Here is a 22,975-nt window from a genome sequence, read left to right on the forward strand (position 1 = left end):
TACACACGACATTTACGCGCGATAACCTCGACTTATGGGAAGGATAAAAGCAAAAACTGAAATATTCATTATATAGATAAATCCCTAAGTACAAGATAATAGCAACTGAAAGTCAAATAAGGAAAAGTGAAAAATTTGAAGATATACAGCTTCAAATTAAAAAAACTGCCTACATTTATCGTAAACACTCGATAGATGTAGGCAGTTTTTGCATGCAATTTTTACATAAATTTTTGCATCCAGCGACTTATATTATTTTGAATTTTGACCGAAGGAGTTTTAACCCCTCTTTCTATATTACTTATATAGGAAGGTGAAATTTCAAGTTCCTCTGAAACTTGTAAAAGAGATAAATTAAATTGCTTACGTATCGCTCGTAATTGATTGCCAATTGTGACTCCTTTTGCTTTATGTTGAGCACTGTCTTGGAAATTAATTGAATAATGGGATGGACTTTTTGTTTTTTCAATAGAACGGTACTGATCTTTGATAATTTCAGGTGGTTCCACAAGAATGGTTGAATCTAACCATAGTCGAACCCAGCCCTTATTATTAGCAATCGTTTCATCCCATTTATGATAATGCCAAGCAGACAGAACGCCGTCTTCAAGCAATTGATCCAATGCTTTTTCTAAACGGTCTCTCGTACGAGATGGTGTGCGTTCATTTACATTTTCCCCAATTGCCTCTAATAAAGTTCGTATTTTATTTGGTTGCAAGAAATCGCCCTTTCTTGCTTGTGTTCGCCATCGCCAACTAAAATATCTTGCTAATCTTTTTTCCCACTTTTGACTGTATGGATTATAATGTAATGTTTGAATAGGTAAAAGGGCAATTTGCCGTCCTGATCCATATAAATACTTTGTAAAAACTTTATCAACTGTAAATGTAAATGTTTTATGTTTATCTAATTGAGCAATATCATACTCATTTCGATTATGATCGACAAAAAGAAATGTTCGTCCTTGAAGCTGCGTTTGTACAGCTTTTCCTTTTTCATAGACCGTTGCTTTATTTAATTCGAGCCATAAGCTTTGAATTTTTGTAAGCGATTGCAAAACCTTGTCCTTTTGTTGTTGCTCATATCCACCCCTTCTCCCTTCGCCTCCTAATTTCGGCTTTAACCCACGAATCATTAATAGATCAGTAAAGTGTATTTCAATAATATCTTCAGTATAACGAGCCTTCGATAAAAAGATACTACATAATGCATCAAACATATCTACGTCTAAATCTGTTAAGCTTTGCGCTTGATTTTGTGCTTTCTCAATCAATAATTGTGTGGCGAAGGAATGCTCGCTAGGTTGAAATGGACGTATTTGAATAATTCCTTCTAGATTGCCTTTATATAAAGGTGTAGTAGGCCACGGAGTATTTTCTATATGTTGAAAATTATTTTTATAAAGTGCTTCCCTTACATATTGATAAGGGGCATTATTCATGACGTGTAAATGTTGTTCTACCCCTAATGAGAGAGCAATACTTTTACTAAGAGGCAGAGTATCATGATTTTTAGGTGTAGTTATTTGTAACATAGATTCAATTTCTTCTGTTGTTAAAATTGCTAGCTTCATTGATTCAATAATGTTATGAAACCACTCTGTCATATAGTTGTTCACGATGTTTGTATATTTTGAAATAAACATATCATTTGATGATAGATTTTTCGTCATTTGCTGATAAAATACTTCATTTAAATCCTCATTGCTCATCTGGTTCATCATGTCATAGCCAATCAAACTTTCTAGTTCTTCAAGTACCCATTCTGTTAAATATACTTGGAACCATGAGCAAAACTCTTCCCAAGCTGTATCTTCACCAAGGAAAGTGTTAGCCTTGATCATATTCTCCATACGATGGATATATTTTTCAACTTGAAGTGCATTACGATGCGTTGATTTTCGCTTCAGTGATTCGTTTAATTGGTCCTCGTATTGTTGCAGTAAAAATGAAACGATGTTTTTTGCAATTTCAGTAATTACGCGATTTCTAGAAGAAATACGTAAATTCATGAATAATTGCTCACTTTCTTTATAGGTATGATCCCAGATGACAAAAGAATTAGTGATGACATTTTTAGTCAACGTACTAGCTTTGGTCGCATGATCATTGCTTGCGATTTTCTGTTGTTCATAAATACAAAGTACATAATAGTTATCAATTTTATTGAATAAATTTCTATTCATTTTCGTTCTATTTATTTCATTTCGAAGCATTTCCAATTGGTTAAAGGCAACATTCTCGTAATCATTTTTATTTATCATGAATACCTCCTTGAAAAAAATGCGAACTGTATAACGTTTAACTTGTACTATATGTTTATAAATGTAATTTTATCACCAGTTAACAGAATATTCTATATTTATCTTTTTGATAGTGTTTATTTATATGGAATCTTACCTATTAAATGAAGATTTCTGCCAGTTGATTTCCGCTTCGGGCTAGCGCTTTCCGCGGGCACATACGTAAGCCGCAACCCTCGCTACGCGCGGTTTGTTGCGTCTTACGTTTTGTGCTTTCCCGCAGGAGTCGCTAGCCCTTCACTCCAATCACCTTTATAGGCAAGGAAAAAGTTCTTATTAATAAAGATTTTTTAGCATGGGAAGAGACATAGGTAAACTAAATATAGGAGATTTCTGCAGTTGATTTCCGCTTCGGACTAACGCTTTCCGCGGACACATACGTAAGCCGCAACCCTCGCTGACGCGCGGTTTGTTGCGTCTTACGTTTTGTGCTTTCCCGCAGGAGTCGCCAGCCCTTCACTCCAATCACCTTTATAGGCAAGGAAAAAGTTCTTATTAATAACGATTTTTTAGCATGGGAAGAGACATAGGCAAACTAAATATAGAAGATTTCTGCAGTTGATTTCCGCTTCGGGCTAGCGCTTTCCGCGGGCACATACGTAAGCCGCAACCCTCGCTGTCGCGCGGATAGTTGCGTCTTACGTTTCGTGCTTTCCCGCAGGAGTCGCTAGCCCTTCACTCCAATCACCAGAAGGAATTGAAAAGAAATTTTCATTTACATTTAGTCAAAGTATATAAAAATGACAAACGGCATCAAGTATAACTTCTTGATGCCGTTTGTCTACACTTTAAAATTTACTCTTGTACGCCTTGTTCTAGACGTACTGGTTGTATTTTTATAACGGAAGCGAAAATAACGATTAAACTAACTATACCAATCCATGTAAGGGCTGATACGGATGTGTTCCAAGAAAATCCTTTGTCAAAGAAGAAAAGTTCTCGTAAACCTTCGACCATAAATCGCATTGGTAACCATGGATAAATCCAGTCATGATAAAAGGATGACATCATTTCAGGGGCTAACGCAAGCAGTGGACCCCCAAAGAATAACATGAGTGCAAAAATAGCTATACCTTGAATGCCGAACCATGAAATAACTGCCGTTATTAATAAGAAGAAACTAAAGGAAGTAATGGTTAAAAATAAGGCAGTGTCCATATATGCTGGAATGTCAATTCCTATCATACTCTCAACTAACCATGTAAGGCCGAAACCTACAATTAAAGCTACAAGCGCCCCCATAATAATTTGACCACCCATTATAGTAAGCTTCTCTTTTCGTGAATTTATTTCTATTTTATTTATTGCAATAAAGACGATTGCTGCACTTGCCATAATAGCCATCCATAATGGCTGAAACATAGAAACAGGGGAATTACCGTTTGCACTATGTTCTCCTGTTGCATTTACATTTGTAATGGTTTTTGAAATGGGTGTGATTAAATTGGAAGCTTGCTCTACCGTTAAAGTTCCTCCTTGCGATGCTATTGCTGCAAAAAGCTGTGAGCGTACATTATTGTTAATATTATCAACTACCCCGTTGACAACTTGCCCTGCTATTGTGGAAGCCGCCATATTCTTACCTTGATTAATATAGATTTGAACTTCGGGTAAAGTTGGGTTCGCAGTTTGTAATGATGCCTGTTTTACACTAAAATCTTTCGGAAATACTAGAGCGGCATAGTATTTTTGTTCATCTAATCCCTTTTGTACTTCTTTATTACTCTTTACAATTACCCACTTTACTGCAGGTTCTTCACCTTTTGTCGACCCCGCTGTAGTTTGGATCATGTCTACGATGTTTTTACCTAAATTTACTTTCGGTTGATTAGGGATTTCCACTCCTTGATCCTCATTAACAATCGCTATTGGTAAATTTTTTGGTTTTGCTTGCACTGACGGAAATAAAGTGAGTGAAAAAACAAAAATAACGACAATTGCAATTATGGGCGCAAACCAAACCATTTTATTTTTAAACATTTCATTACCTCTTCTCTTTTTGAGTTATAATAATGAACAACCTGTTGTTTATTACAATTTGAATTATAAGTGTGCGTTTGTATGCTTTCAATAATCAAAAATGGTCTTGATGTCGTTTATAGAACACATTTCAGTAATATGTCGGATAAAATTTAGGAGGAGCAAATGTGAAAGAAAATTACAATGATTTACGCGTAGTTCGTACAATTGAGTCCATTAAAGAAGCCTTTGTAGCATTAATTGAAGAAAAAGGCTTTGAGTCAATTACAGTAAAGGACATTACAGCAACAGCTAAAATCAATAGAGGAACATTTTACGCACATTATCAGGATAAGTACGATTTAATGAATCGTTGCCAAGAAGAGTTTATGCCAGAAATGTCAAATATCGTAAAACAAAATATAGCTAAATTGGTGGCAAGCATAAATACGAATAATTCAATCTTACAGCCACTTGAAATTGCCGTGTTAATATTTGAATTTTTGGAGCGGAATAGAAAATTTATTAAGGCGATTTTAGGTCCAAATGGTGATTTGTCTTTTCAAACAAAATTAAAAAATTTCATGTGGAAAACGTTATTTGAAAGTACTGAAAATCCCATAAAGCAGGTTAATTTGCTAGTCCCAGGGGAATACTTAGTTTCTTATATTGCCTCAGCTCATATCGGCGTTATTCAACAATGGTTGCTAGAAGATCGAAAAGAAACCCCACAAGAAATGGCTCAAATATTATCTACCATTACGTTAAATGGTCCTTTTTTTGCAGCAGGCTTGAAGAAATAACATAAAAAAGAGACATTTCCTAATTTAATAGGAAATGTCTCATAACTTTCATATAACTTCATTTAGTTTTTATTGATGCAATGGCTTCTATTTCTACGAGTACATCTTTAGGTAGTCTACTTACCTCTACTGTTGATCTTGCAGGACGATGATCTCCCAAATGTCTACTATACTCCTCGTTTAGAAGTGCAAATTGTTGCATGTCCTTTAAAAAAATTGTCGTTTTAACTATATTCTTAATAGATAGATGTTGAGACTCTAAAATAGCTGCTATATTTTTCATTATTTGATTGGTTTGCGTTATCATATCGCTTTCGACTACTTCATTCGTTGTAGGGTCAACAGGAATTTGTCCAGATAAAAATAGTAAATCGCCTACAATAACCCCTTGAGAGTATGGACCAATGGCCTTTGGTGCCTTGTCCGTGTAAATAATTTGTGTCATTTGCTAATCCATCCTTTTTCTAATTGTTTCGAGTTACAAGTCATACGCGTTGAGTGCATTTACGCTATGAGCAAGTGCTGAACCTGCTTTTAGCGCAGTAGCAACGAAAATCGCTTCAGCTAATTCTTCGCGGGAAACTTCTAATTTCTTTGCATTTTTGACGTGAATTTCAATACAATATGCACAACCAGTTATATGCGCAATCGCAACAGCAATTAACTCTTTATCTTTCTTACTTATGAGCCCTGGCTTCAATGCTTCTAAATCAAACTTATTAAATGCACGAAAAGCTTCGGGACTTAAATCATTCATTTCTTTAAAGCGAGCAATATTGGATTGTTGATATAAATCTTCATTATTCTCTCCATCATATGCCTGGAATGCATTTAAGCCATGTGCTATAGCAGAGCCAGCTTTTAATGCAGTAGCCACCATGATCGCCTCTGCTATTTCTTCCATAGAAATGTTTAATTTTTTTGCATTCGCAACATGAGCATCGATGCAATAAGGACATCCAGTGACATGTGCAGCGGCAATGGCTATTAACTCTTTCGTTTTTTTAGGTATGATTCCATCAGAAAGTGCTAATTTATCGAATTCAGCAAATGCTTTAAACGTCTTTGGTGTTAGTTTTGCAAGCTCAGGTAATCTGCGAATATATGATTTTTGATATAAACTATTATTCTCCATTAAAAATGCCTCCGTTTACTTATTATTCATTGAAATAAATTCAAAATATTCTGAAAATAATGATTAAGAAATACTTTCTACTGCATTTTCATTAGAAGACTCGTCATTCATAACAATGCCTTTTCTCGTAAATGCACTAACAGTTAAACTTACAAAAATATTAACGCCTAATGCAAGAAAACCGATATTGATATCTTGAAGATAAGATGGCCAACTTGGGAACAATTTACTTAAATTTGTACCTGTAGCAGCCTGCCAACCAACAATCGCCACACCAACAATAATCCCTGCAAATACGCCTTGTACTGTGTATGGGTTTTTCTTCAAAAAGCTAAAGACTACGGCAGGTGCAAATTGTGTAACAAGACCATACCCCATTAAAAATAATAACGTAATGGCTCCACCTCCACTAAACGTAAAGTACAATGCGATTAATGCGACAACAGGAACCGTATAACGTGCAATGATGCCAATTTGCTGATCCGTAGTTTGAGGACGAAGCGGTTTTAATATATTTTTCGCAAAGAGCGTTGCTGCTGACATCAAGATTAATGATCCTGGCACAATGGCAGTTAATAGCCCCGCTGCTCCGATAAAGCCAACGATAACAGGATTAAACGTTTGTGTGGAAATTTTAAATAATGCTAAATCGACATTACCACCCGAAAGATTTGGTACTTGTAAAATAGCGGCTGCTCCCGCAAATAGCACAAATAAGATGAACAAAGCATAAATAGGAAGCATAATGGCATTTTTCCTTAAGGCATTTCCACTTTTTGCCGAAAATGTAGCAACAAATGTATGAGGCCACATATAAAACCCTAAGGATGTTAACATCATCGTCGATACATACCATGAAGCACTTAAACCAGAGTCTGGCAACGATAGAAACCCTGGGTTAGCAACTTCAATTGCCTCCCACATCGGTTGTATACCCCCATAATAATGGAAAGGTAAGTATAGCCCTAAAAATAATACAACACCTAAAATAAGAAAATCTTTAATTACAGCTGTCCAAGCTGAGCCATGGATACCAGAAACCATCACATAGACAATCATCGCAATTGTACCAATCCAAATCGTGATTTTTGGATCAATGGCACCATAGGAAGCTTCAGATACAATAATGCCTAGACCTTTTAGCTGAATAATTAAATAAGGAATCAGAGCGGCTAACCCTACTACAGCTACTAGCATACCTAGTGCTTTACTTTTATAGGCCTTTTCAAAAAAGTCAGATTGCGATAGTAATTTATGTTTCTTTCCATAGCCCCATATTTTCGGCGTTAACCAATAGGCAATAACATAGTTCAGCATCATAATATTGTAAAATGCTGCACCGCCTTTTCCATACATCCAGCCACTAATACCTAAAAATGCGCTCGTTGTATATATTTCACCAGCCATTAATAAAAAAATGAAAATAGATCCAAAACCCCTGCCCCCAACACTCCATTGCTCGAGACTCATATCTTTTCCTCTACTTGCTATAACACCTAAAAGTAAAGCAACACATAAGAAAAATGCAATGATTCCTACTGAAATAATCATATTATTCTAGCTCCTCTCTCGCACTAGGATTTATTCGGTGCACTATTAGCATTATGCCTGTCCCTAACAAAATCCATAAAACCATCCAGAATAGCAGAAATGGAAGACCTAAAACGTAAGGTTCAGCACTTCTTATAAAGGGGATGCCTATAGGCATGCCAAAATATGCAATGAACGATAATAAGTAGCAAAGTCTTTTTCGTGTCATTTTTCTATCTCCTTTTTTCCATCGATTTATGAATATAGCTTATTGTCTTACTAATTGCGCAAAGCCGTTTTCAACAAATAAACTTTTAATATCTCTTTTATCAGGAGTAAATACAATAGGATTTTCATTATCTAAAAAATAAAGTGCGTATTGTACAGTAGCCGCTACACCAAACTTTAATGCATCTTCATCTATGTCAAAATAAACATTATGATGTTCTGCTCCGACTCCTTTTTCTAAATTTTGTATACCGACGAATGCAAAGACACCTGGAAAATATTTTTCATAAAATGCAAATGATTCGGAAGCCATCCAAGCTGGTGTAGCGTACAATGCATATGCCCCAACTGCATCTTGTACAGCGGCCATTGCTAGTTGAGCACAATCTTTTTGATTGCTGACAATTAAATCACATTCCTTAGGCTCAGTAATAAATTCAAAGGTGCAATGATGCAACTCACAAACCTTTTCTAGTATTCTCTTAAATTCATTAGCTGCATGTGCACCTTGTTCAAAATCTAAATATCTTGCAGTGCCAGAAAACTGTAAACTTTCAGGAATAATATTAATTGCCGTGCCAGAATGAATTGTACCAATTGAATAGGTAATTGTTTTAAACGGATCTAAAGTGCTTAATCGCATTGTTTTTAAATTATTATAAAAATCAGTAAAACAATCTAATGGCGCTATTGACAAATCTGGTCGTGAACCATGACCACTTTGTCCTTTTATGACAACATTAAAACTAAACGAAGCTGCCATTCTCGGTCCTGCTTCAACAGATATCTTTCCTGTCGGCATATCAGATTTTAAATGGATGCCCCAAACACCGTCTGCCCCAATTTCGCATAATCGCTTTAAAAGGCTAAAAATGCCTCCACCCATCTCTTCTCCTTGCTCAAAAGCGAGCAGCACTTTACCTTTTACTTTGTCTTTATTTTGACTTAATATTTTCGCAGCACCTAAAAGCATGGCGGTATGTCCATCATGTCCACAGGTATGAGCAGCTTGGTCAGTATTTGAAACGACTACTTTTTTCATTTTTAAATTCGTTTCTTCTTCTTTCATCGGTAATGCATCTAAATCTGCTCTAAGTATTAACGTTTTCCCAGCTTGATTGCCCTCTACAAAGCCAATAATGCCACCATCAGGCACAATCTCGTAGTCGATTCCCATGCTGCTTAGTTCTTCTGTAACTACTTTTATTGTTCGCACTTCATGTAAACCAATTTCGGGATGTCTATGAAGATCTCGTCTTATACCAATTACATAATCCTCTAATTGTTGTGCCATTTTTAACGAATCAAGACTATAGGATGTTTTCATATTACTTCTCACCTTTCCAATCGATTGTTTGTTTCGATATCCTGAAATTCCTTAGCAATTCTTTCAAGTGCTTCTTGAATAAGTGGTCTCGGTGATGGAATACAAATACGTTGGTACCCTTCACCTTCTTTTCCAAATAGGTCCCCATCTTCAAGCAGCACATTCGCTTTATTATAAATTCGATGATGAATTTCTTGTGCTGAAAGACCGTATCCGTTAAAGTCCATCCACATGACATAGGTTCCTTCAGGTATTGTAACTTTCACCGTCGGCAACTTTTCAGCTAGAAAACTTTTCACATAGTCCATCGTGTCATCAATATATTGTGTTAGTTGATCTAACCACTCTTCCCCGTCATTGTAGACAGCAATCAGTGCAGATATCGTAAACGGAGATGGTAACTGCATGCCCATTTTTTCTCTAAAGCTATTTCTCATTTCAGGATTCGAAATAATTACATTCGTACAGTGTAGACCAGCGACATTAAATGTTTTGTTAATGGCCGTGCAAGTAATAATATGGTCTGTATCACTCACAATTTTAGCTAATGGTGTAAAGGTTTGATTTTTTCGTATCAAGTCTCCGTGTATTTCATCTGCAATAACGATGACATTGTTTTTTTCACAAATATCTGAAAGCCTTTTCAATTCCTCATTCGTAAAAATTCTTCCTGTCGGGTTATGTGGATTACAAAGAACAAACATTTTAGTATTCTCTTCTTGTGCCTTGGCTTCAAAATCTTCAAAATCAATTGTGTAATAGCCATCGCTGTTACGTATCATTGCATTATTACGAACAATCCTGCCATTTCCTTCAATAGCTGCTGTAAATGGTGGGTAAACAGGACGTTGGATAATAATACCTTCCCCACGTTTAGTTAACGCTTTAACCGCAATATTCAAAGCGTGCACTGTACCAGGACTGTATACAATTTCATCTTTATTGATAGTCCAATTATGTCTTTTTTTAAACCAATGCTGAATCGCTTCAAAGTACTCGTTTGGAAATATGGAGTATCCAAAAATACGATGATCCACTGTTTTATGAAGCGCCTCTATCAATGGTTGAGGTACTGGTAAATCCATATCTGCCGTAAACAATGGTATCGTCTCATGATCATATCTTTCTGTATAACCAATTTCTTTTATTAATTCCTCACCGTCCCACTTTAAAGAATACGTATTTCGGCGCTGAACCATTTCATCAAAATTGTATTGCATTTTATTTCCTCCTCTAACTTTCACCAATATTTCTTTTATAAAGCATTTTTTCAAACGTTTGCATTTAATTTTTCTCAGTTTAGCACCTTAACTGTAAAATGGTCAATAAAAAATTCAGATTTTTTAAAAAATATCTATTTTGCAAGTAACTATCATTATAAGATTTTTGAATATGTTAGAATAAAATCATTATGTCTAAAATTTTTGAAAGGAGGTTAATCGAATGGATAAGGAGAAAGTTTTTTATGAACTAATGGAAACGCTTTACGAGACATCTAGACTAATAAGCTCCTACGAAAACATTCCTAGAAAATATGGAACTGAAGATGAGCTGTATATGATAGAAGTACATACGCTAAACTTAATTGGTGATCAAGTAAAAACAAATACTTCTGAAATTGCTGATTTAACGAACCGAACGAAAAGTGCAGTTTCTCAAATGGTCGATAAATTAATTAAAAAGGACTTAGCTTTTAAATATAGAAATCCTGACAATTATCGAGAATTGACCATCGAATTAACACCAAAAGGCAAGTTAGTATACGAATATCATAAAAAGTTAGATGAAGAAGAGTATGGAAGCCATTTGAAAAACCTTGAGCAATTTACTGTGGAAGATTTTCAAAATTATATTACGATTTTAAACGTCATTAATCGAAGGACACGAAAAGTACTTAATGATAGAGATTAATGCCATGTAGCGTTTAGTACTATACAGGCCTTCTCATAACAAAAAGAGCCATCATAAATACGATGGCTCTTTAGTATTGCCGTTTAGTAAATGTTGAGTTAAAATCCCTTTTCCATTGTTTAGGATTAGCAAGAACTTTTTCGATAATTGTAGGCCTTATTATGGAAAGAAATAATCCCCTATCTTCTTTCCCTACCTTATTACTTTAATTACACACTAATTTTTGTAAACATCCAAGTTAACGTGAACACGATATACGTTGAAGCAATACACATCCAAATAATATTATATTTTGTGTTTACATCCTTTGTGACAATCAGCTTTTTCAAATAACTAGTTAAATTTAAGCAAAAAACAATTGCGAATATTGGATTAAGCATAAAAGATAAGACTAATATTAAGTCTATCAAATGAATCACTATCCCCTTTTATAAAAAGATAAAGAATCCCCATAATAATAGGAAGACGTTATATTATGAAATTATTTTCAGCTAAATCTCCAATACAATAATTCCGCGGTTTCTTTATAAAGTACAGCGCCTGATTTTGCTAAAACTCTATGAGATGCAATATTATCTTTTTCAGTATCAGCAACAACAAACTTCACATTAGGCTGGCTTAACAACCAGTTTTTCATTGAATAAATCGCTTCTGTCATATAGCCATTCCCTTGATATTCAGGCAAAGTGTAATATCCTACTACTACCTCTCCAAAGCCGTTAGGAAGACCCTTTAACATAATTCCGCCAACACTACAGTTATGACTTTTCGATACAATTAACCAATTGGTATACCAAATATAGTTTTCCTTATCTCGTACTAACTTAGAATGTCGAATTTCCATCGCTTGTTGAAGTTCAACATCTAAATAGCTAACTGATTCCATTAAGGATAATTGAAGCTCTAACTTTTTTGGGTGATCAATGAGTAATCTTAAGTTTTCTTCATTTAGCGCAAGTATTCTTAATCTTGCTGTGTTCAATTCATTCATACTTATTCTCCTATTATCATTTTTGACATCATTATTAAGACAAAAATATTAAAATAGGTATATGTTATTGGCAGCTACTCCTATTACTTTTAATCCAAATTAATGGTGGAATTACATAGTGTAATGCTATATTAATTGGTTATTAGATTTTATCATTAATTATAATTATTGTAAATTAAGTATATGATTAGCTCTACTTAAGGGTGACTGCTTGAACTACATTCAAAAGTATTCAATACAACTACTGAACTTTTCTTTTTTTCCAAACCTCCCTATGTAAAGTGTAATGTCCATATATTAGTGAATCTATTTCTATTGTTTTTTCGAAACTAAAACCGCATTTTTCAATCACTTTCAAAGAACTGACATTACGCGGTTGAATGATTGCATTGAGTTGTTCAATATTTGTCTGTTCGAACAAGTAATGTAGTAAGCCTTTTACCGCTTTAGTTGTGTAGCCGCGATTTCTGAAATGTTTTGACATAGCATAGGCAATTTCTTGATTTGGTTCACTCAGCTCTTCTTTCGTTCCAGTATTGCAAAAACCAATCACTTCGCCCGTTGCCTTTAATATAATTGCTAGTTTTAAGTAATTATGACCGTTAATATTAGGAACAGCAGATAAAAACGCTTTGTTGGATGGTATTTCTTCATTAATGATCCAGTTTAATCGTTGTTCTCTCGTAGAACGCCAATCTGGCAAAAACTCATATACTTCTGGTTGTGAAGTAAGCTTATAAATCCCATCGGCATCTTCACTACAAAACTCTCTTAAAAAAATATCACCACAGTCAATTGTAAATAAATTATGCATTGTTAAACCTCCAGTTATTTCTTCTTCGTTAAATCTTTTTTCAAATAGTAATGCTTAAAGTCTCTACCTACATTATACAAAGTCCCAAATACTTGATAACCGTGCTTCTCATAAAATTCTAATGCTTGAAAACTTAATGTATCTACCTTAATAAAATCGCACTGCTTTGCTAAAGCCATCTGCTCAAGTTCTAGTAATAAATTTGTGCCAAATCCTGATTTTCGGATGTCCTCATCTATCATTAAAGTATGAATTTCTAGCCAATTCCAACATACTTCTGCAAGAATGCCGCCACGAATATTGTCGTTTTCATCTTTAAGGAATATATTCATTTCTTCGTAATTACCTCTTAAATCTATTGGAAAATGCTTTAAATTAAATTTATAAAGTGCGTTATTAACTAGCTGTTTAGCATTTTCATTTATCTCTTGCGTTACATAAAAAGCCATCATTCATTTCTCCTTTTAGCTTATCTTGTTAGTTAGATTATAGTTGAATGGCAGACCATGAAAATACCTCATATTTGTTTCATAAATGAAAATAAGCTATGTGGCAATCAACCACATAGCTTATTTTATCCATTTGTTCTTTTTTCCTTTAGTAGGATGCGTTGAATACTCTTTAAAGATAAATAATATGTTGCACTTAATGTCTCCATATCAGTGCCTGAAAGATAATCCTGATAAATATTATTATTTCTTACTTCTAATTCTTTTTTGGTTGTCGTGCCTGACCCCCAACGTTTCTTGCTATCTTGTCTTCGAGGTATATAAATATATTCACCATCAACATAGTTTTGTATTAACGCAATCAATTCTGCTGGTAACAGATTACTTGCTTTTTTATAGCTCATGTTTGCACTCCTAAATGTTTTATCGTCCTTTTAGGAAGAGCAAAGGCTATTTCATTTCAATATTTTGCAATAGCCTTTGCTATGCAAAAATAGTATGCTTTCTCATACGATCAAGCCTCCTTAACTGAAAAGTTCACAATACAAATTGTACCATATATGTTATAAAAAATATAAATACTATTTTTATGAATAATATTATTATGTAAACTAATATAATATTGAAATATCTAGCCCCCATTAGGAGCTAGATTTAATTGTTCGTGATTGTTTTATAATGTTCGTCGTAAAGTCCTTCACGGATAACGGCTTACTAAAATAATAGCCTTGGACGAATTCACAGCCATGCTCACGAAGCACGTTTAATTCTGCTTCCTCTTCGACTCCTTCAGCTACTACTTTGAGGTTTAAAGCATGCGCCAACGAAATCATTGCGGATATCATCGCTATCCCTGTTTTCTCAGGCAGAATATCACGCACAAATGCCCGATCTATTTTTAATACATCTACAGGGAATTTTTTTAAATAATTTAATGATGAATAACCCGTTCCAAAATCATCTAATGCAATCGTAATGCCTAATGCTCGTAGCTGCTCAATCGTATTTATCAGCTCTTCTGTATAATCAAGCATACTCATTTCTGTAATTTCAATTTCTAATGAATGTGGGTCAATTTTTGTTTTTTCAATTACATCGCGTACCATTTCAACAAAACCTGGTGTACTAATATGGATTGGCGAAATATTTACAGCTACACGTAAATTTAATTGAAATGTTTCGTTCCATGCACAAACTTGCGCACAAGCTTTATGTAATACCCATATACCAATATCATTTATAAGCCCACATTCTTCCGCAAATGGGATGAAACGATCTGGTGGCATTTGTCCTAATTCTGGATCATACCAACGAAGCAATGCTTCCATACCTACCACTTGATCTGTTTTTAAATCAATTTTTGGCTGATAATGTAGCTCTAATAAATCCTTTTTTAATGCTTGATGAAGTTTGGTTTCAAGCAATAACCATTTATCATTTGCCTCATCCATATTATGTCGATAAAGCTTATATTGATTCCCACGTGTTGATTTTGCAGCATACATTGCGATATCAGCATTTTTTAATAAATCTTCAATTGAATTAGCATGATCGGGGAAAATGCTAATTCCAATACTAATACTTGCATAAAATTCGTACGCATCAACGATGAAACTGTCATTGAAAACGGCAATAATTTCTTTTGCCATTTCCTCGATACGAGAAACATCATTTAAAATCATGACGAATTCATCACTGTTATGCCTATAAAATGAATTGGATGTGAAATCTATATTGCGTAAACGGTTTGCCATTTCAACTAGGAACATATCACCAATGATGTGGCCAAGTCCGTCGTTAATGTTTTTAAAACGATTGACATCAATGAAAAATAACGCAAACTTCTCTTCTGTACGTCGGGATTGATGGAATTCATTTTCTAAACGTTGTTCTAATTTACGACGGTTTGGTAACCCTGTTAATTCATCATGATAAGCAATATGTGTAATTTTTTTTATGTCCTTTTGTGCAGTAATATCTACTCGAATGGCAATATATTGATATGGTTTGTCATTATCATCGAGAAAAGGAATGATTGTTGTTTTCACCCAGTATAGACTGCCATCTTTTGCACGGTTGCATACCTCACCATTCCACATGGCACCTTTTCCGATTGTTTTCCACATTTCTCTAAAAAATGATTTAGGATGGAAACCCGAGTTTAGTAAACGATGATCTTGTCCAATTAATTCTTCACGCTTATATTTAGAAATTTTACAAAAATGATCATTAACAAAGGTAATTTTTCCTGTCCGATCTGTAATAGCTACTATGATTGAACTGTTCATTGCTGAAAAAATATCTTGTAATTCTTTCAGGCTGTAGTTTACTTGATTAATACTACTAGGCGTGATATTCATCATCTTCATTCTCCGTTCATTAAAATAAGAGGGTTTAGTACTTATTCTTTATATTACAGTGAGGTATAAAGTTGTGGTAGATGGCCCTTTTTTATGTAATTATATTATAGTCTTAGAAAAGCAGTTAATTCAACCCAAATATACAAACTGTACCTATCAAAATTAATAGATTTCTATAAATTAGACAAAAAAGAATGACTTTAAACGCACGTGTTTCAGCAATTTACCATTTTACTTAATTACATTTGTACTACTATTTAAACTATAGAAATACTATTTACCTTGTTAATCACAAATGTCCAAATATATTTATATGTGAAAATGCCTTACTGTCATAGCTGGGCAGTAAGGCATTTTACATGTTAATAGATTTCATATTCAATTTGACCTCCTACCAATTTCGCTTGTTCATTATAAGTTTCAAGTTGTTCCTGTGATAAATTTAACATGTAATAATGAAAATTAATTGGCTCTAATTCATGGCTGTTACATATTTGTCGATAGTATTCATAGCCTTGTCGATAGTCTGTCATATGGCGAACTTCCTTTCGTATGCAGCTTCATTGTAATATTTTAATTGCTCTTGCGATAACTTATTAATATAATAATGAAAATTAATTGGCTCTAAATTAAATTGCTCGCATTTTTTGCAATACAATTCGTAACCTTCTCTATACTGTGCCATTGCTATTCCTCTTCTCTTTGTACTATAACAGTCATTTATTTGTATAAATAATATATAACAGTTATGTTATCAAGTCAATAGTAATTTCTGAAATTTCTTTCATATTCATAAAAGCCCAGTCTACTATATTAGTATGGCTGGGCTTTTCATAAACTATTCACGTTGGCGTCCGTCATAACCACATCCTTTGTAGTTAATGTATTAAATCCCTAATTGTTTCGCTTGCATATTATAAGCTGAAAGTTGTTCTTGTGATAGTTGGATAATGTAATAACGGAAAGAAATTGGCTCTAGCCCATAAAGATCACACATTTCACAATAAAACTCATAACCATCTCGATATTTTGACATCAAAAATTCCTCCTATACAAACTGTTTTATAACAGTTGTTTTTATTTTTATTTAATATATAACAGATTATGCTGTTCGTCAATAGGTTATTCATTTAAAAAGGTGAAAAAAGCCCGATTTCTCAGTAAATTTCAAAGTTGAGAAGTCGGACTTTTATTTATTTGTTCTACCATAACTGTTTCAATAGCCGAAAAACCATTCTCGGAATCCATAACATGATATTCCAGATTACTTCAAATAATAGAGTGTTTCGAAGTTCTGTTAAGCACTTTTTTGTGTACAACTTTATCTTTCTTTTTTTCATGTTAACTCCTAATACAGTTTAGCCAACGATTTGTTTCATTTCATGTATCTGTTCAAAATGTCTTTGTTCATGCAGATACACCTGTTCTATCCATTGGTCGAGTGGTAATTTACCAATAGCAGGATGGTTCACTGCCTTTTTTGCCAGCAAAGAAGGATCTTCTATTCCATGCAAAAAAGCAGTAAATTGCTTTCTTGTATCAGCTAGTAGCGTCAAAATTTCATGCTTTTCAAAAGGCGTAGAAGCAGGTTCAACGATTTTTGGCGCTGTAAGCTTTCTTGTTCTATCTTTAATTTGCTGAACATTTTGACGTTCGGGATTCGTATTTTCCTGTGAAGATAACGCCCAAGCAATTGCCTTGATTGTCGAAGCTTCTACTAGCACTAAATGATGGCATATTTGGGCTATACTCCAGCTATCTGCATCAGGTTTTTGGTTGAATTGTGTATCGTTGTAAATTGCTATTTCCTTTAATAACTGCTCTCTTGTGGCACTTAATTGTTCAAGTAATAATGATATCATACTCTATCCCCTTTCTATTTTAAGGTCCTACTCTGAATATATGCGCTGTACTATTTCGTATGCTCCTTTTCTAGCTGTTATCGACAATATTAAATGGGTTATTCTCTAGAACATGTTGTAGCTGTTCATCCTCAATATGTGTATAGATTTGCGTCGTTGCGACACTAGAGTGGCCCAGTATATGCTGTAAACTACGAATATCGGCACCCGCCTTATACATCATTGTTGCGGATGTATGTCGCAGTTTATGAGGCGTTAGTCGATCCTTTTGAAGCCCCGATTGCTTGTTTATTTGTTTGACGATTTTGGCCACTGTTTGGCGTGTAAAGCGCGTTCCTTTTTGCGAAATAAAAAGTGGTTCTTCTCCTTCCCCTTTGTATGACGTTTTGCCGCTTTGTTCATAATTTCGCAGCGCTAAAATACAGCTATCATTCAAATATACTGTCCGTTCCTTATTCCCTTTTCCGATAACAGTTAAATAGCGTCCTTGTATAGATGATGTATTAAGTTGGCAAAGCTCAGAAACTCGAATGCCTAGATTTAAGAAAAACATCATCATGCAATAATTGCGTGGCGATGCACGATGTATTTGAATGCCTTCGATAAATTGTGTTGCCTCATCCATGTTCATATAAATAGGTTTTCTTCGACCAATTTTGGGTGTTTCTAATTCTTCGGCAGGATTCTCTTCAATTAAACGGCGTTTCCCTTTAATGTATTTGAAAAACGATTTTAATGTAGCTACTTTCCGCGCTCTAGCAGAAGCGGAATTTTGTCGTTGTACTTCACAATATTCCATAAATAAGTAGAGATCTTCTAATGTAATATTACGGATTTCTTCTATTGTAATAGTTGCAATACTTATTTTATCTATTTGCGTAATATCCATATCGTTTTCCATAGCTAAGTGGAAACGGAAAAATAATGTTAAATCATATTCGTACTCTTTTCTAGTGCGCTGAGATTTTCCTTTAATTGTCGTTAAGTAGACAAGGAAATCTTTCATTATTTTTGGCAGTTGCGTTTTTTGCATAAAATCACCTCTATTTTCTCTATTTTACCACGAAAAAACGTTCCCAAATATAAATTTGGGAACTTTATTAATAAAAATGTGCCTTTTTACGGCAATAAGAACAAGCGTTCTTCAATGTCTAACAAAAAAAGATGACTTCTAAGTAATTAGAAATCATCTTTGTAAAACGACAACTGTTATGCAATTAACATTATACAGCGAGCTTCATTCGAAAATGGTTTAACTATCTCTTTGTGTTAATCAAACCACAAAGAAATCTATTGACTAGAGAAAAGATTACCCTCTTCATATTTTTTCCATTAGCTTTCGTTTTTTATGCATAATCTGCTCGCCAAATGAATATTAAACTCTAGTATACTACTATGCGCTGAGACGAATCGAAATTATAAAGGCTGGGTAATGGTACAAGTCGATTCGTCTCACAACGCGCGTGGTATTATTTGGATAATTGTAATTATTTAGCGAAAATGCTGTATGTACCATCTATTTGCTTCGTTAGCTTCCAATTAATAGATAACATGTTTTGAATTTTCGAAATAATTTCTTCGTCGCAAGATAAATTTTTAATTCCAGTATCTTCTAAGTCAAAATTCTTTGTTGCTTCTAATTCAAAACGAAGATGTAGTAAACGTTGAATGCCTGGTAATGTTACATATTTAATTCGATAATTACCGTGAAAGGCATCAAGAAAAGTTTGTTCCCCTTCTTTATAAAGTGCCAATGTTTCATTAAATTCATATTTGGGTTCGAGATTACACCATGATGACACATCCCCAGTTCGTAATGTCTGTAATATCTCCTCGTCAGTTAAATCTAATTTTGATAGTTTGTCTAATTCATAAGCTTGCATTAAGTTAATGTTTGTCATTTTTACTAGCTCCTTTTATGTATTCCTTATTAGTGTAACACGTTTTTTCTACTACTTAAATTCGGAGGCGGTTCACATGATGAAATTGTATAATTCAGGTTCTTTTTTTGATGAAATGTTAGATGGTGATCAGCCGAAACCACATTATCGCTCATTCTATCGTAAACTTAGTGCTTTTACCGAAGAACAGCTAGAAGAGAAATATCAGCAAGCACAATCAAGCTTTCTTAGACAAGGTATAACATTTACAGTATATGGTGCACAGGGTGGGACGGAGCGAACGATGCCTTTTGATTTTGTACCGATTATTATTCCGCATGAGCAATGGAACTTAATTGAAACAGGAATGAAACAACGAGTAAAAGCCTTAAATTGTTTTTTACAGGATGTTTATAATAAACAGCTAATTGTTAAAGATGGGATTATTCCTAGAAATCTTATCGAACAAAATCCATTTTATTATCCAGAGATGCTTGGTGTACAAGTGCCTATAAATAATCATATTTTCTTAGCTGGCATCGATCTCATTCGCGATGAGAATGGTGTATACCGTGTACTGGAAGATAATTTACGGAATCCTTCAGGCATTTCATATGTTTTTCAAAACCGTTATGTAATGAAGGAAGTATATCCTGAGTTTTTTTCAAAACATACAATCCAATCGCTTGAAAAACAAATGGCCATTATGAAAAAAGCTCTCCTCTCACATCGACCACCTGCTTTACAAGCACGCGGTGAACCAAAAGCAGTACTATTAACAGCAGGAATGTATAACTCTGCTTATTACGACCATGTTTTTTTAGCACAACAACTTAATATTCAGCTTGTGGAAGGACGGGATTTAATTGTTCAAGATTTTAAAGTATATATGAAGACAATTTACGGTCTTGAGCAAATTGATATTATCTATCGACGCATCGATGATGACTTCTTAGATCCTACTGTCTTTCGAGAAGATTCTTTACTAGGAGTGCCCCATTTAATTGAGGCTTATAAGGCGGGAAATATCGCGATTTTGAATGCAGTTGGCAATGGTGTTGCGGATGATAAAGCGATGTATGCGTACGTGCCAGATATGATTCGATATTATTTACATGAGGAGCCAATTATTGAAAATGTGACGACGTATCATTTAGATGATGATAGACAACGCGCATGGGTTCTTGACCACTTACATGAATTAGTCATCAAAAATGTTAGTGCTTCAGGTGGCTACGATATGCTAATTGGACCACATGCAAGTACAGAGGAAATCGCAAGCTTTTATGAAAAAATAGTAAAGCATCCTAAACAATACATTGCACAACCGACAATTCAGTTATCTCGTGCACCAGCCTATCAGCAGGGCAAATTCTATCCTTGTCATGTCGATTTACGTGTTTATGTTATGAATGGTGTTGATATTTTTGTGCTTCCAGGAGGATTATCGCGTGTTGCACTGCAAGAAGGATCATTAATCGTCAATTCATCGCAAGGTGGCGGCGCTAAAGATACGTGGATACTAAAGGAGGAATTACAGCATGCTAAGTCGAGTAGCAGACGCACTATATTGGATGGCAAGATATAGTGAACGAACAGAAACAAATGCTCATATATTACAAGTACAGCTGTTGAATATGCTGGAGCAATCTGGTAAAGAAAATGAATATCTCGATCACTGGGAGGCCATCTTAGATATTTGTGCATCAAAAGAAGAGTTTATATCAAGCTATGAGGTCATTCGTGTCAATCCTCTTATTGAATACCTTTTATTTTCGGAGAACAATAGCAATGCTTTACATGCAACATTAAGAGCAATTCGAGAAAATGCACGCATTACACGAGATAGTATTCCTATTGAGCTTTGGGAATTACACAATGCTTTTTATTTATATATGCAGCAAGAGATTACTGTACGTGAAAGGCCTTTTCCGTTAATTTCTTTAAATTATTTTTTACACAATGTTCGGAAGACATCCTTAACGGTTACGGGCTTAATTGAGGGCTCTATGGAACGTGATTTACCTTTTTATTTTATGCAAGTTGGGAAATGGCTTGAACGTGTAGAGAAAATGATTCGAATGATATTAATTATGCTAGAGCAACAAAAACTAATGGTTAGCAATTTACAAGAGGCAGACGGAACGTTTTTACTTGATTTAGCAAAAGCGACAGAGCCCTACTTACGTAAGCATCATCAAACATATTTGATACACGTTATTCAATATTTATTGCATGATGAGCATTTTCCTCGCTCTGTAATTGTTTGCCTAAAAAAACTGGAAGAAGCATTTATGCACATCGAAGAAGACCATCTAACTGCAAGATTTTTAGCACTTAATACGCCATTAAGAGCTTTGTTAACTGCCATTAACAATATCGACTTATCGACGACTTCTTTAGAGGAAGCAATTTTTTCAATGGAGGAAAGATTGTGTCAATGTATTGATTTTGGTCATACATTTTCTACAATTTATCATTTATATGAACCCAGCCTACAATCTTGAAAGGAACAATTCACAGCTCCTTTTCAACACGCAAGTCAGTAATCAAAAGGAAGCGGATACAATGAAATTTGAAATTCAACATACAAATATTTTTCAATATGAATCTGAAGTCGATCAAAGCCTAAATACTATCCGCCTAAAGCCTCGGAGTGATGAGCGTCAGCGTTTGCTGTCCTATCGAATTGCTATTTCACCTTCCTCGTTGACGCGTGAGCATGCGGATATTTGGGGCAATACAGTCGGTACATTTTATATTCCTGAGCAACATCAAGAGCTAGAAATAGAAACTTACTCTATCGTCAGTATTCAACGAGCCCCTTTTATTCATCGGATTCAATATTCACCTGAAATGCAGATGATTTTCCATTCTCAACTATTTTACGAACATTATTTGCCCTATTTAAAGTCGACAAGCTTTACCTACATGACGGATGCACAAATAGAAGAAGTTTTTCATGCTATTGGTCATGCAGAAAATCCAGTATTATTTTCACTTAATTTAATGCAATATTTATATTCGACATTTGAATATGATCCAACAGCGACCAATGTCACGACGACTGCAAGTCAGGCATTTGATTTAAAACGAGGTGTTTGTCAGGACTTTACCCATGTCATGTTAGCGATTTTACGTGCTAAAGGAATCCCTGCTCGTTATGTAAGTGGCTATTTATATGTTGATGAAAATTCAGCTTTAATTGGTGATATCGCAACACATGCCTGGGTTGAAGTAATGATACCTGGCATCGGGTGGATTGGCTTAGACCCTACAAATAATGTGGAAGTATTAGAAAATCACATTATTTTATGCATTGGTCGAGACTACACAGATATTAGTCCCGTCGAAGGTGTCTATTCAGGTGGCAAGCATAATTTGACGGTCAAAGTAAATGTAAAAGCTTTAACACATTTTTAA

24 protein-coding genes are annotated in these 22,975 nt (G+C 34.6%); 5 read left to right on the forward strand and 19 right to left on the reverse strand.

The window, feature by feature from the left end; genetic code table 11:
- Positions 1 to 221: 221 nt before the first annotated feature.
- Together FH508_RS11735 and FH508_RS11740 are read right to left on the reverse strand one after the other, a co-directional pair.
- Positions 222 to 2,264, reverse strand: a complete 2,043-nt coding sequence (locus tag FH508_RS11735) for a helix-turn-helix domain-containing protein (RefSeq protein ID WP_172771501.1) — start codon at positions 2,262 to 2,264, stop codon at positions 222 to 224.
- Positions 2,265 to 3,098: 834 nt separating this feature from the next.
- Positions 3,099 to 4,283, reverse strand: coding sequence for a YhgE/Pip domain-containing protein (locus FH508_RS11740; RefSeq protein WP_172771502.1), 1,185 nt, complete (start codon positions 4,281 to 4,283; stop codon positions 3,099 to 3,101).
- 167 nt (positions 4,284 to 4,450) lie between these two features.
- On the opposite strand from FH508_RS11740, the gene FH508_RS11745 reads away from it, so the two are divergent.
- Complete coding sequence (locus tag FH508_RS11745; RefSeq protein ID WP_172771503.1) at positions 4,451 to 5,065, forward strand: TetR/AcrR family transcriptional regulator; 615 nt, start codon at positions 4,451 to 4,453, stop codon at positions 5,063 to 5,065.
- Between the two features lie 58 nt (positions 5,066 to 5,123).
- On the opposite strand, the gene FH508_RS11750 is transcribed toward FH508_RS11745, so the two are convergent.
- The 6 genes from FH508_RS11750 to FH508_RS11775 all read right to left on the reverse strand — a co-directional run bounded on the left by FH508_RS11750 (position 5,124) and on the right by FH508_RS11775 (position 10,505).
- Entirely contained in the window at positions 5,124 to 5,510 is a 387-nt protein-coding gene (locus tag FH508_RS11750) for a RidA family protein (protein ID WP_172771504.1), read from the reverse strand.
- Between the two features lie 33 nt (positions 5,511 to 5,543).
- Positions 5,544 to 6,200: a carboxymuconolactone decarboxylase family protein gene (locus FH508_RS11755; protein ID WP_172771505.1), complete on the reverse strand. Its 657-nt coding sequence runs from the start codon at positions 6,198 to 6,200 to the stop codon at positions 5,544 to 5,546.
- 63 nt (positions 6,201 to 6,263) lie between these two features.
- Positions 6,264 to 7,751, reverse strand: a complete 1,488-nt coding sequence (locus FH508_RS11760) for a sodium:solute symporter family protein (RefSeq protein WP_172771506.1) — start codon at positions 7,749 to 7,751, stop codon at positions 6,264 to 6,266.
- Between the two features lies 1 nt (position 7,752).
- A complete protein-coding gene (locus tag FH508_RS11765; protein ID WP_172771507.1) occupies positions 7,753 to 7,959 on the reverse strand; it encodes a DUF3311 domain-containing protein in 207 nt (68 codons plus the stop codon).
- Between the two features lie 39 nt (positions 7,960 to 7,998).
- Positions 7,999 to 9,285 carry an amidohydrolase gene (locus tag FH508_RS11770; RefSeq protein WP_172771508.1) on the reverse strand — a complete coding sequence of 429 codons (1,287 nt, stop codon included), beginning with the start codon at positions 9,283 to 9,285 and terminating at the stop codon, positions 7,999 to 8,001.
- Between the two features lie 8 nt (positions 9,286 to 9,293).
- Positions 9,294 to 10,505 carry a MalY/PatB family protein gene (locus FH508_RS11775; RefSeq protein WP_172771509.1) on the reverse strand — a complete coding sequence of 404 codons (1,212 nt, stop codon included), beginning with the start codon at positions 10,503 to 10,505 and terminating at the stop codon, positions 9,294 to 9,296.
- A 223-nt stretch (positions 10,506 to 10,728) separates the two neighbouring features.
- Between FH508_RS11775 and FH508_RS11780 the strand changes: the two genes are divergently transcribed.
- Positions 10,729 to 11,196: a MarR family winged helix-turn-helix transcriptional regulator gene (locus tag FH508_RS11780; RefSeq protein WP_172771510.1), complete on the forward strand. Its 468-nt coding sequence runs from the start codon at positions 10,729 to 10,731 to the stop codon at positions 11,194 to 11,196.
- A 487-nt stretch (positions 11,197 to 11,683) separates the two neighbouring features.
- On the opposite strand, the gene FH508_RS11785 is transcribed toward FH508_RS11780, so the two are convergent.
- The 11 genes from FH508_RS11785 to FH508_RS11835 form a co-directional block, all read right to left on the reverse strand.
- Positions 11,684 to 12,187 (reverse strand): GNAT family N-acetyltransferase, encoded by a 504-nt coding sequence (locus FH508_RS11785; RefSeq protein ID WP_172771511.1) that lies wholly within the window; start codon positions 12,185 to 12,187, stop codon positions 11,684 to 11,686.
- Positions 12,188 to 12,428: 241 nt separating this feature from the next.
- The gene (locus tag FH508_RS11790; protein ID WP_172771512.1) at positions 12,429 to 13,001 is read right to left on the reverse strand and encodes a GNAT family N-acetyltransferase; all 573 of its coding nucleotides are present in this window, start codon (positions 12,999 to 13,001) and stop codon (positions 12,429 to 12,431) included.
- A 14-nt stretch (positions 13,002 to 13,015) separates the two neighbouring features.
- Positions 13,016 to 13,450, reverse strand: a complete 435-nt coding sequence (locus FH508_RS11795; protein ID WP_172771513.1) for a GNAT family N-acetyltransferase — start codon at positions 13,448 to 13,450, stop codon at positions 13,016 to 13,018.
- Positions 13,451 to 13,575: 125 nt separating this feature from the next.
- Positions 13,576 to 13,854, reverse strand: coding sequence for a CD3324 family protein (locus FH508_RS11800; RefSeq protein WP_139860477.1), 279 nt, complete (start codon positions 13,852 to 13,854; stop codon positions 13,576 to 13,578).
- 237 nt (positions 13,855 to 14,091) lie between these two features.
- Positions 14,092 to 15,813, reverse strand: coding sequence for a putative bifunctional diguanylate cyclase/phosphodiesterase (locus tag FH508_RS11805; RefSeq protein ID WP_139860479.1), 1,722 nt, complete (start codon positions 15,811 to 15,813; stop codon positions 14,092 to 14,094).
- 359 nt (positions 15,814 to 16,172) lie between these two features.
- Complete coding sequence (locus FH508_RS11810; protein WP_139860481.1) at positions 16,173 to 16,343, reverse strand: transcriptional regulator; 171 nt, start codon at positions 16,341 to 16,343, stop codon at positions 16,173 to 16,175.
- Positions 16,340 to 16,495: a transcriptional regulator gene (locus FH508_RS11815; RefSeq protein ID WP_172771515.1), complete on the reverse strand. Its 156-nt coding sequence runs from the start codon at positions 16,493 to 16,495 to the stop codon at positions 16,340 to 16,342. Before FH508_RS11815 ends, FH508_RS11810 begins: the two co-directional genes overlap by 4 nt.
- Positions 16,496 to 16,696: 201 nt before the next feature.
- A complete protein-coding gene (locus FH508_RS11820; RefSeq protein WP_172771516.1) occupies positions 16,697 to 16,846 on the reverse strand; it encodes a transcriptional regulator in 150 nt (49 codons plus the stop codon).
- 322 nt (positions 16,847 to 17,168) lie between these two features.
- A complete protein-coding gene (locus FH508_RS11825) occupies positions 17,169 to 17,672 on the reverse strand; it encodes a DinB family protein (RefSeq protein WP_172771517.1) in 504 nt (167 codons plus the stop codon).
- A 70-nt stretch (positions 17,673 to 17,742) separates the two neighbouring features.
- Entirely contained in the window at positions 17,743 to 18,705 is a 963-nt protein-coding gene (locus FH508_RS11830; protein ID WP_172771518.1) for a tyrosine recombinase XerC, read from the reverse strand.
- 454 nt (positions 18,706 to 19,159) lie between these two features.
- Positions 19,160 to 19,573: a hypothetical protein gene (locus FH508_RS11835; RefSeq protein ID WP_172771519.1), complete on the reverse strand. Its 414-nt coding sequence runs from the start codon at positions 19,571 to 19,573 to the stop codon at positions 19,160 to 19,162.
- A gap of 76 nt (positions 19,574 to 19,649) precedes the next feature.
- Between FH508_RS11835 and FH508_RS11840 the strand changes: the two genes are divergently transcribed.
- The 3 genes from FH508_RS11840 to FH508_RS11850 all read left to right on the forward strand — a co-directional run bounded on the left by FH508_RS11840 (position 19,650) and on the right by FH508_RS11850 (position 22,975).
- Positions 19,650 to 21,140 carry a circularly permuted type 2 ATP-grasp protein gene (locus tag FH508_RS11840; protein ID WP_172771520.1) on the forward strand — a complete coding sequence of 497 codons (1,491 nt, stop codon included), beginning with the start codon at positions 19,650 to 19,652 and terminating at the stop codon, positions 21,138 to 21,140.
- Positions 21,094 to 22,059: an alpha-E domain-containing protein gene (locus FH508_RS11845; protein WP_172771521.1), complete on the forward strand. Its 966-nt coding sequence runs from the start codon at positions 21,094 to 21,096 to the stop codon at positions 22,057 to 22,059. The genes FH508_RS11840 and FH508_RS11845 overlap by 47 nt, the downstream gene beginning before the upstream one ends.
- Before the next feature lie 61 nt (positions 22,060 to 22,120).
- Complete coding sequence (locus tag FH508_RS11850; RefSeq protein WP_172771522.1) at positions 22,121 to 22,975, forward strand: transglutaminase family protein; 855 nt, start codon at positions 22,121 to 22,123, stop codon at positions 22,973 to 22,975.

Source organism: Lysinibacillus sp. CD3-6 (assembly GCF_006351725.2).
GTDB lineage: Bacteria > Bacillota > Bacilli > Bacillales_A > Planococcaceae > Lysinibacillus.

Coding starts and splice junctions, on each gene's coding strand:
- FH508_RS11735 (WP_172771501.1), bottom strand. CDS start 2,264: ATGATAAATAAAAATGATTACGAGAATGTTGCCTTTAACCAATTGGAA.
- FH508_RS11740 (WP_172771502.1), bottom strand. CDS start 4,283: ATGTTTAAAAATAAAATGGTTTGGTTTGCGCCCATAATTGCAATTGTC.
- FH508_RS11750 (WP_172771504.1), bottom strand. CDS start 5,510: ATGACACAAATTATTTACACGGACAAGGCACCAAAGGCCATTGGTCCA.
- FH508_RS11755 (WP_172771505.1), bottom strand. CDS start 6,200: ATGGAGAATAATAGTTTATATCAAAAATCATATATTCGCAGATTACCT.
- FH508_RS11760 (WP_172771506.1), bottom strand. CDS start 7,751: ATGATTATTTCAGTAGGAATCATTGCATTTTTCTTATGTGTTGCTTTA.
- FH508_RS11765 (WP_172771507.1), bottom strand. CDS start 7,959: ATGACACGAAAAAGACTTTGCTACTTATTATCGTTCATTGCATATTTT.
- FH508_RS11770 (WP_172771508.1), bottom strand. CDS start 9,285: ATGAAAACATCCTATAGTCTTGATTCGTTAAAAATGGCACAACAATTA.
- FH508_RS11775 (WP_172771509.1), bottom strand. CDS start 10,505: ATGCAATACAATTTTGATGAAATGGTTCAGCGCCGAAATACGTATTCT.
- FH508_RS11780 (WP_172771510.1), top strand. CDS start 10,729: ATGGATAAGGAGAAAGTTTTTTATGAACTAATGGAAACGCTTTACGAG.
- FH508_RS11785 (WP_172771511.1), bottom strand. CDS start 12,187: ATGAATGAATTGAACACAGCAAGATTAAGAATACTTGCGCTAAATGAA.
- FH508_RS11790 (WP_172771512.1), bottom strand. CDS start 13,001: ATGCATAATTTATTTACAATTGACTGTGGTGATATTTTTTTAAGAGAG.
- FH508_RS11795 (WP_172771513.1), bottom strand. CDS start 13,450: ATGGCTTTTTATGTAACGCAAGAGATAAATGAAAATGCTAAACAGCTA.
- FH508_RS11800 (WP_139860477.1), bottom strand. CDS start 13,854: ATGAGCTATAAAAAAGCAAGTAATCTGTTACCAGCAGAATTGATTGCG.
- FH508_RS11805 (WP_139860479.1), bottom strand. CDS start 15,813: ATGATGAATATCACGCCTAGTAGTATTAATCAAGTAAACTACAGCCTG.
- FH508_RS11810 (WP_139860481.1), bottom strand. CDS start 16,343: ATGACAGACTATCGACAAGGCTATGAATACTATCGACAAATATGTAAC.
- FH508_RS11815 (WP_172771515.1), bottom strand. CDS start 16,495: ATGGCACAGTATAGAGAAGGTTACGAATTGTATTGCAAAAAATGCGAG.
- FH508_RS11820 (WP_172771516.1), bottom strand. CDS start 16,846: ATGTCAAAATATCGAGATGGTTATGAGTTTTATTGTGAAATGTGTGAT.
- FH508_RS11825 (WP_172771517.1), bottom strand. CDS start 17,672: ATGATATCATTATTACTTGAACAATTAAGTGCCACAAGAGAGCAGTTA.
- FH508_RS11830 (WP_172771518.1), bottom strand. CDS start 18,705: ATGCAAAAAACGCAACTGCCAAAAATAATGAAAGATTTCCTTGTCTAC.
- FH508_RS11835 (WP_172771519.1), bottom strand. CDS start 19,573: ATGACAAACATTAACTTAATGCAAGCTTATGAATTAGACAAACTATCA.
- FH508_RS11840 (WP_172771520.1), top strand. CDS start 19,650: ATGATGAAATTGTATAATTCAGGTTCTTTTTTTGATGAAATGTTAGAT.
- FH508_RS11845 (WP_172771521.1), top strand. CDS start 21,094: ATGCTAAGTCGAGTAGCAGACGCACTATATTGGATGGCAAGATATAGT.
- FH508_RS11850 (WP_172771522.1), top strand. CDS start 22,121: ATGAAATTTGAAATTCAACATACAAATATTTTTCAATATGAATCTGAA.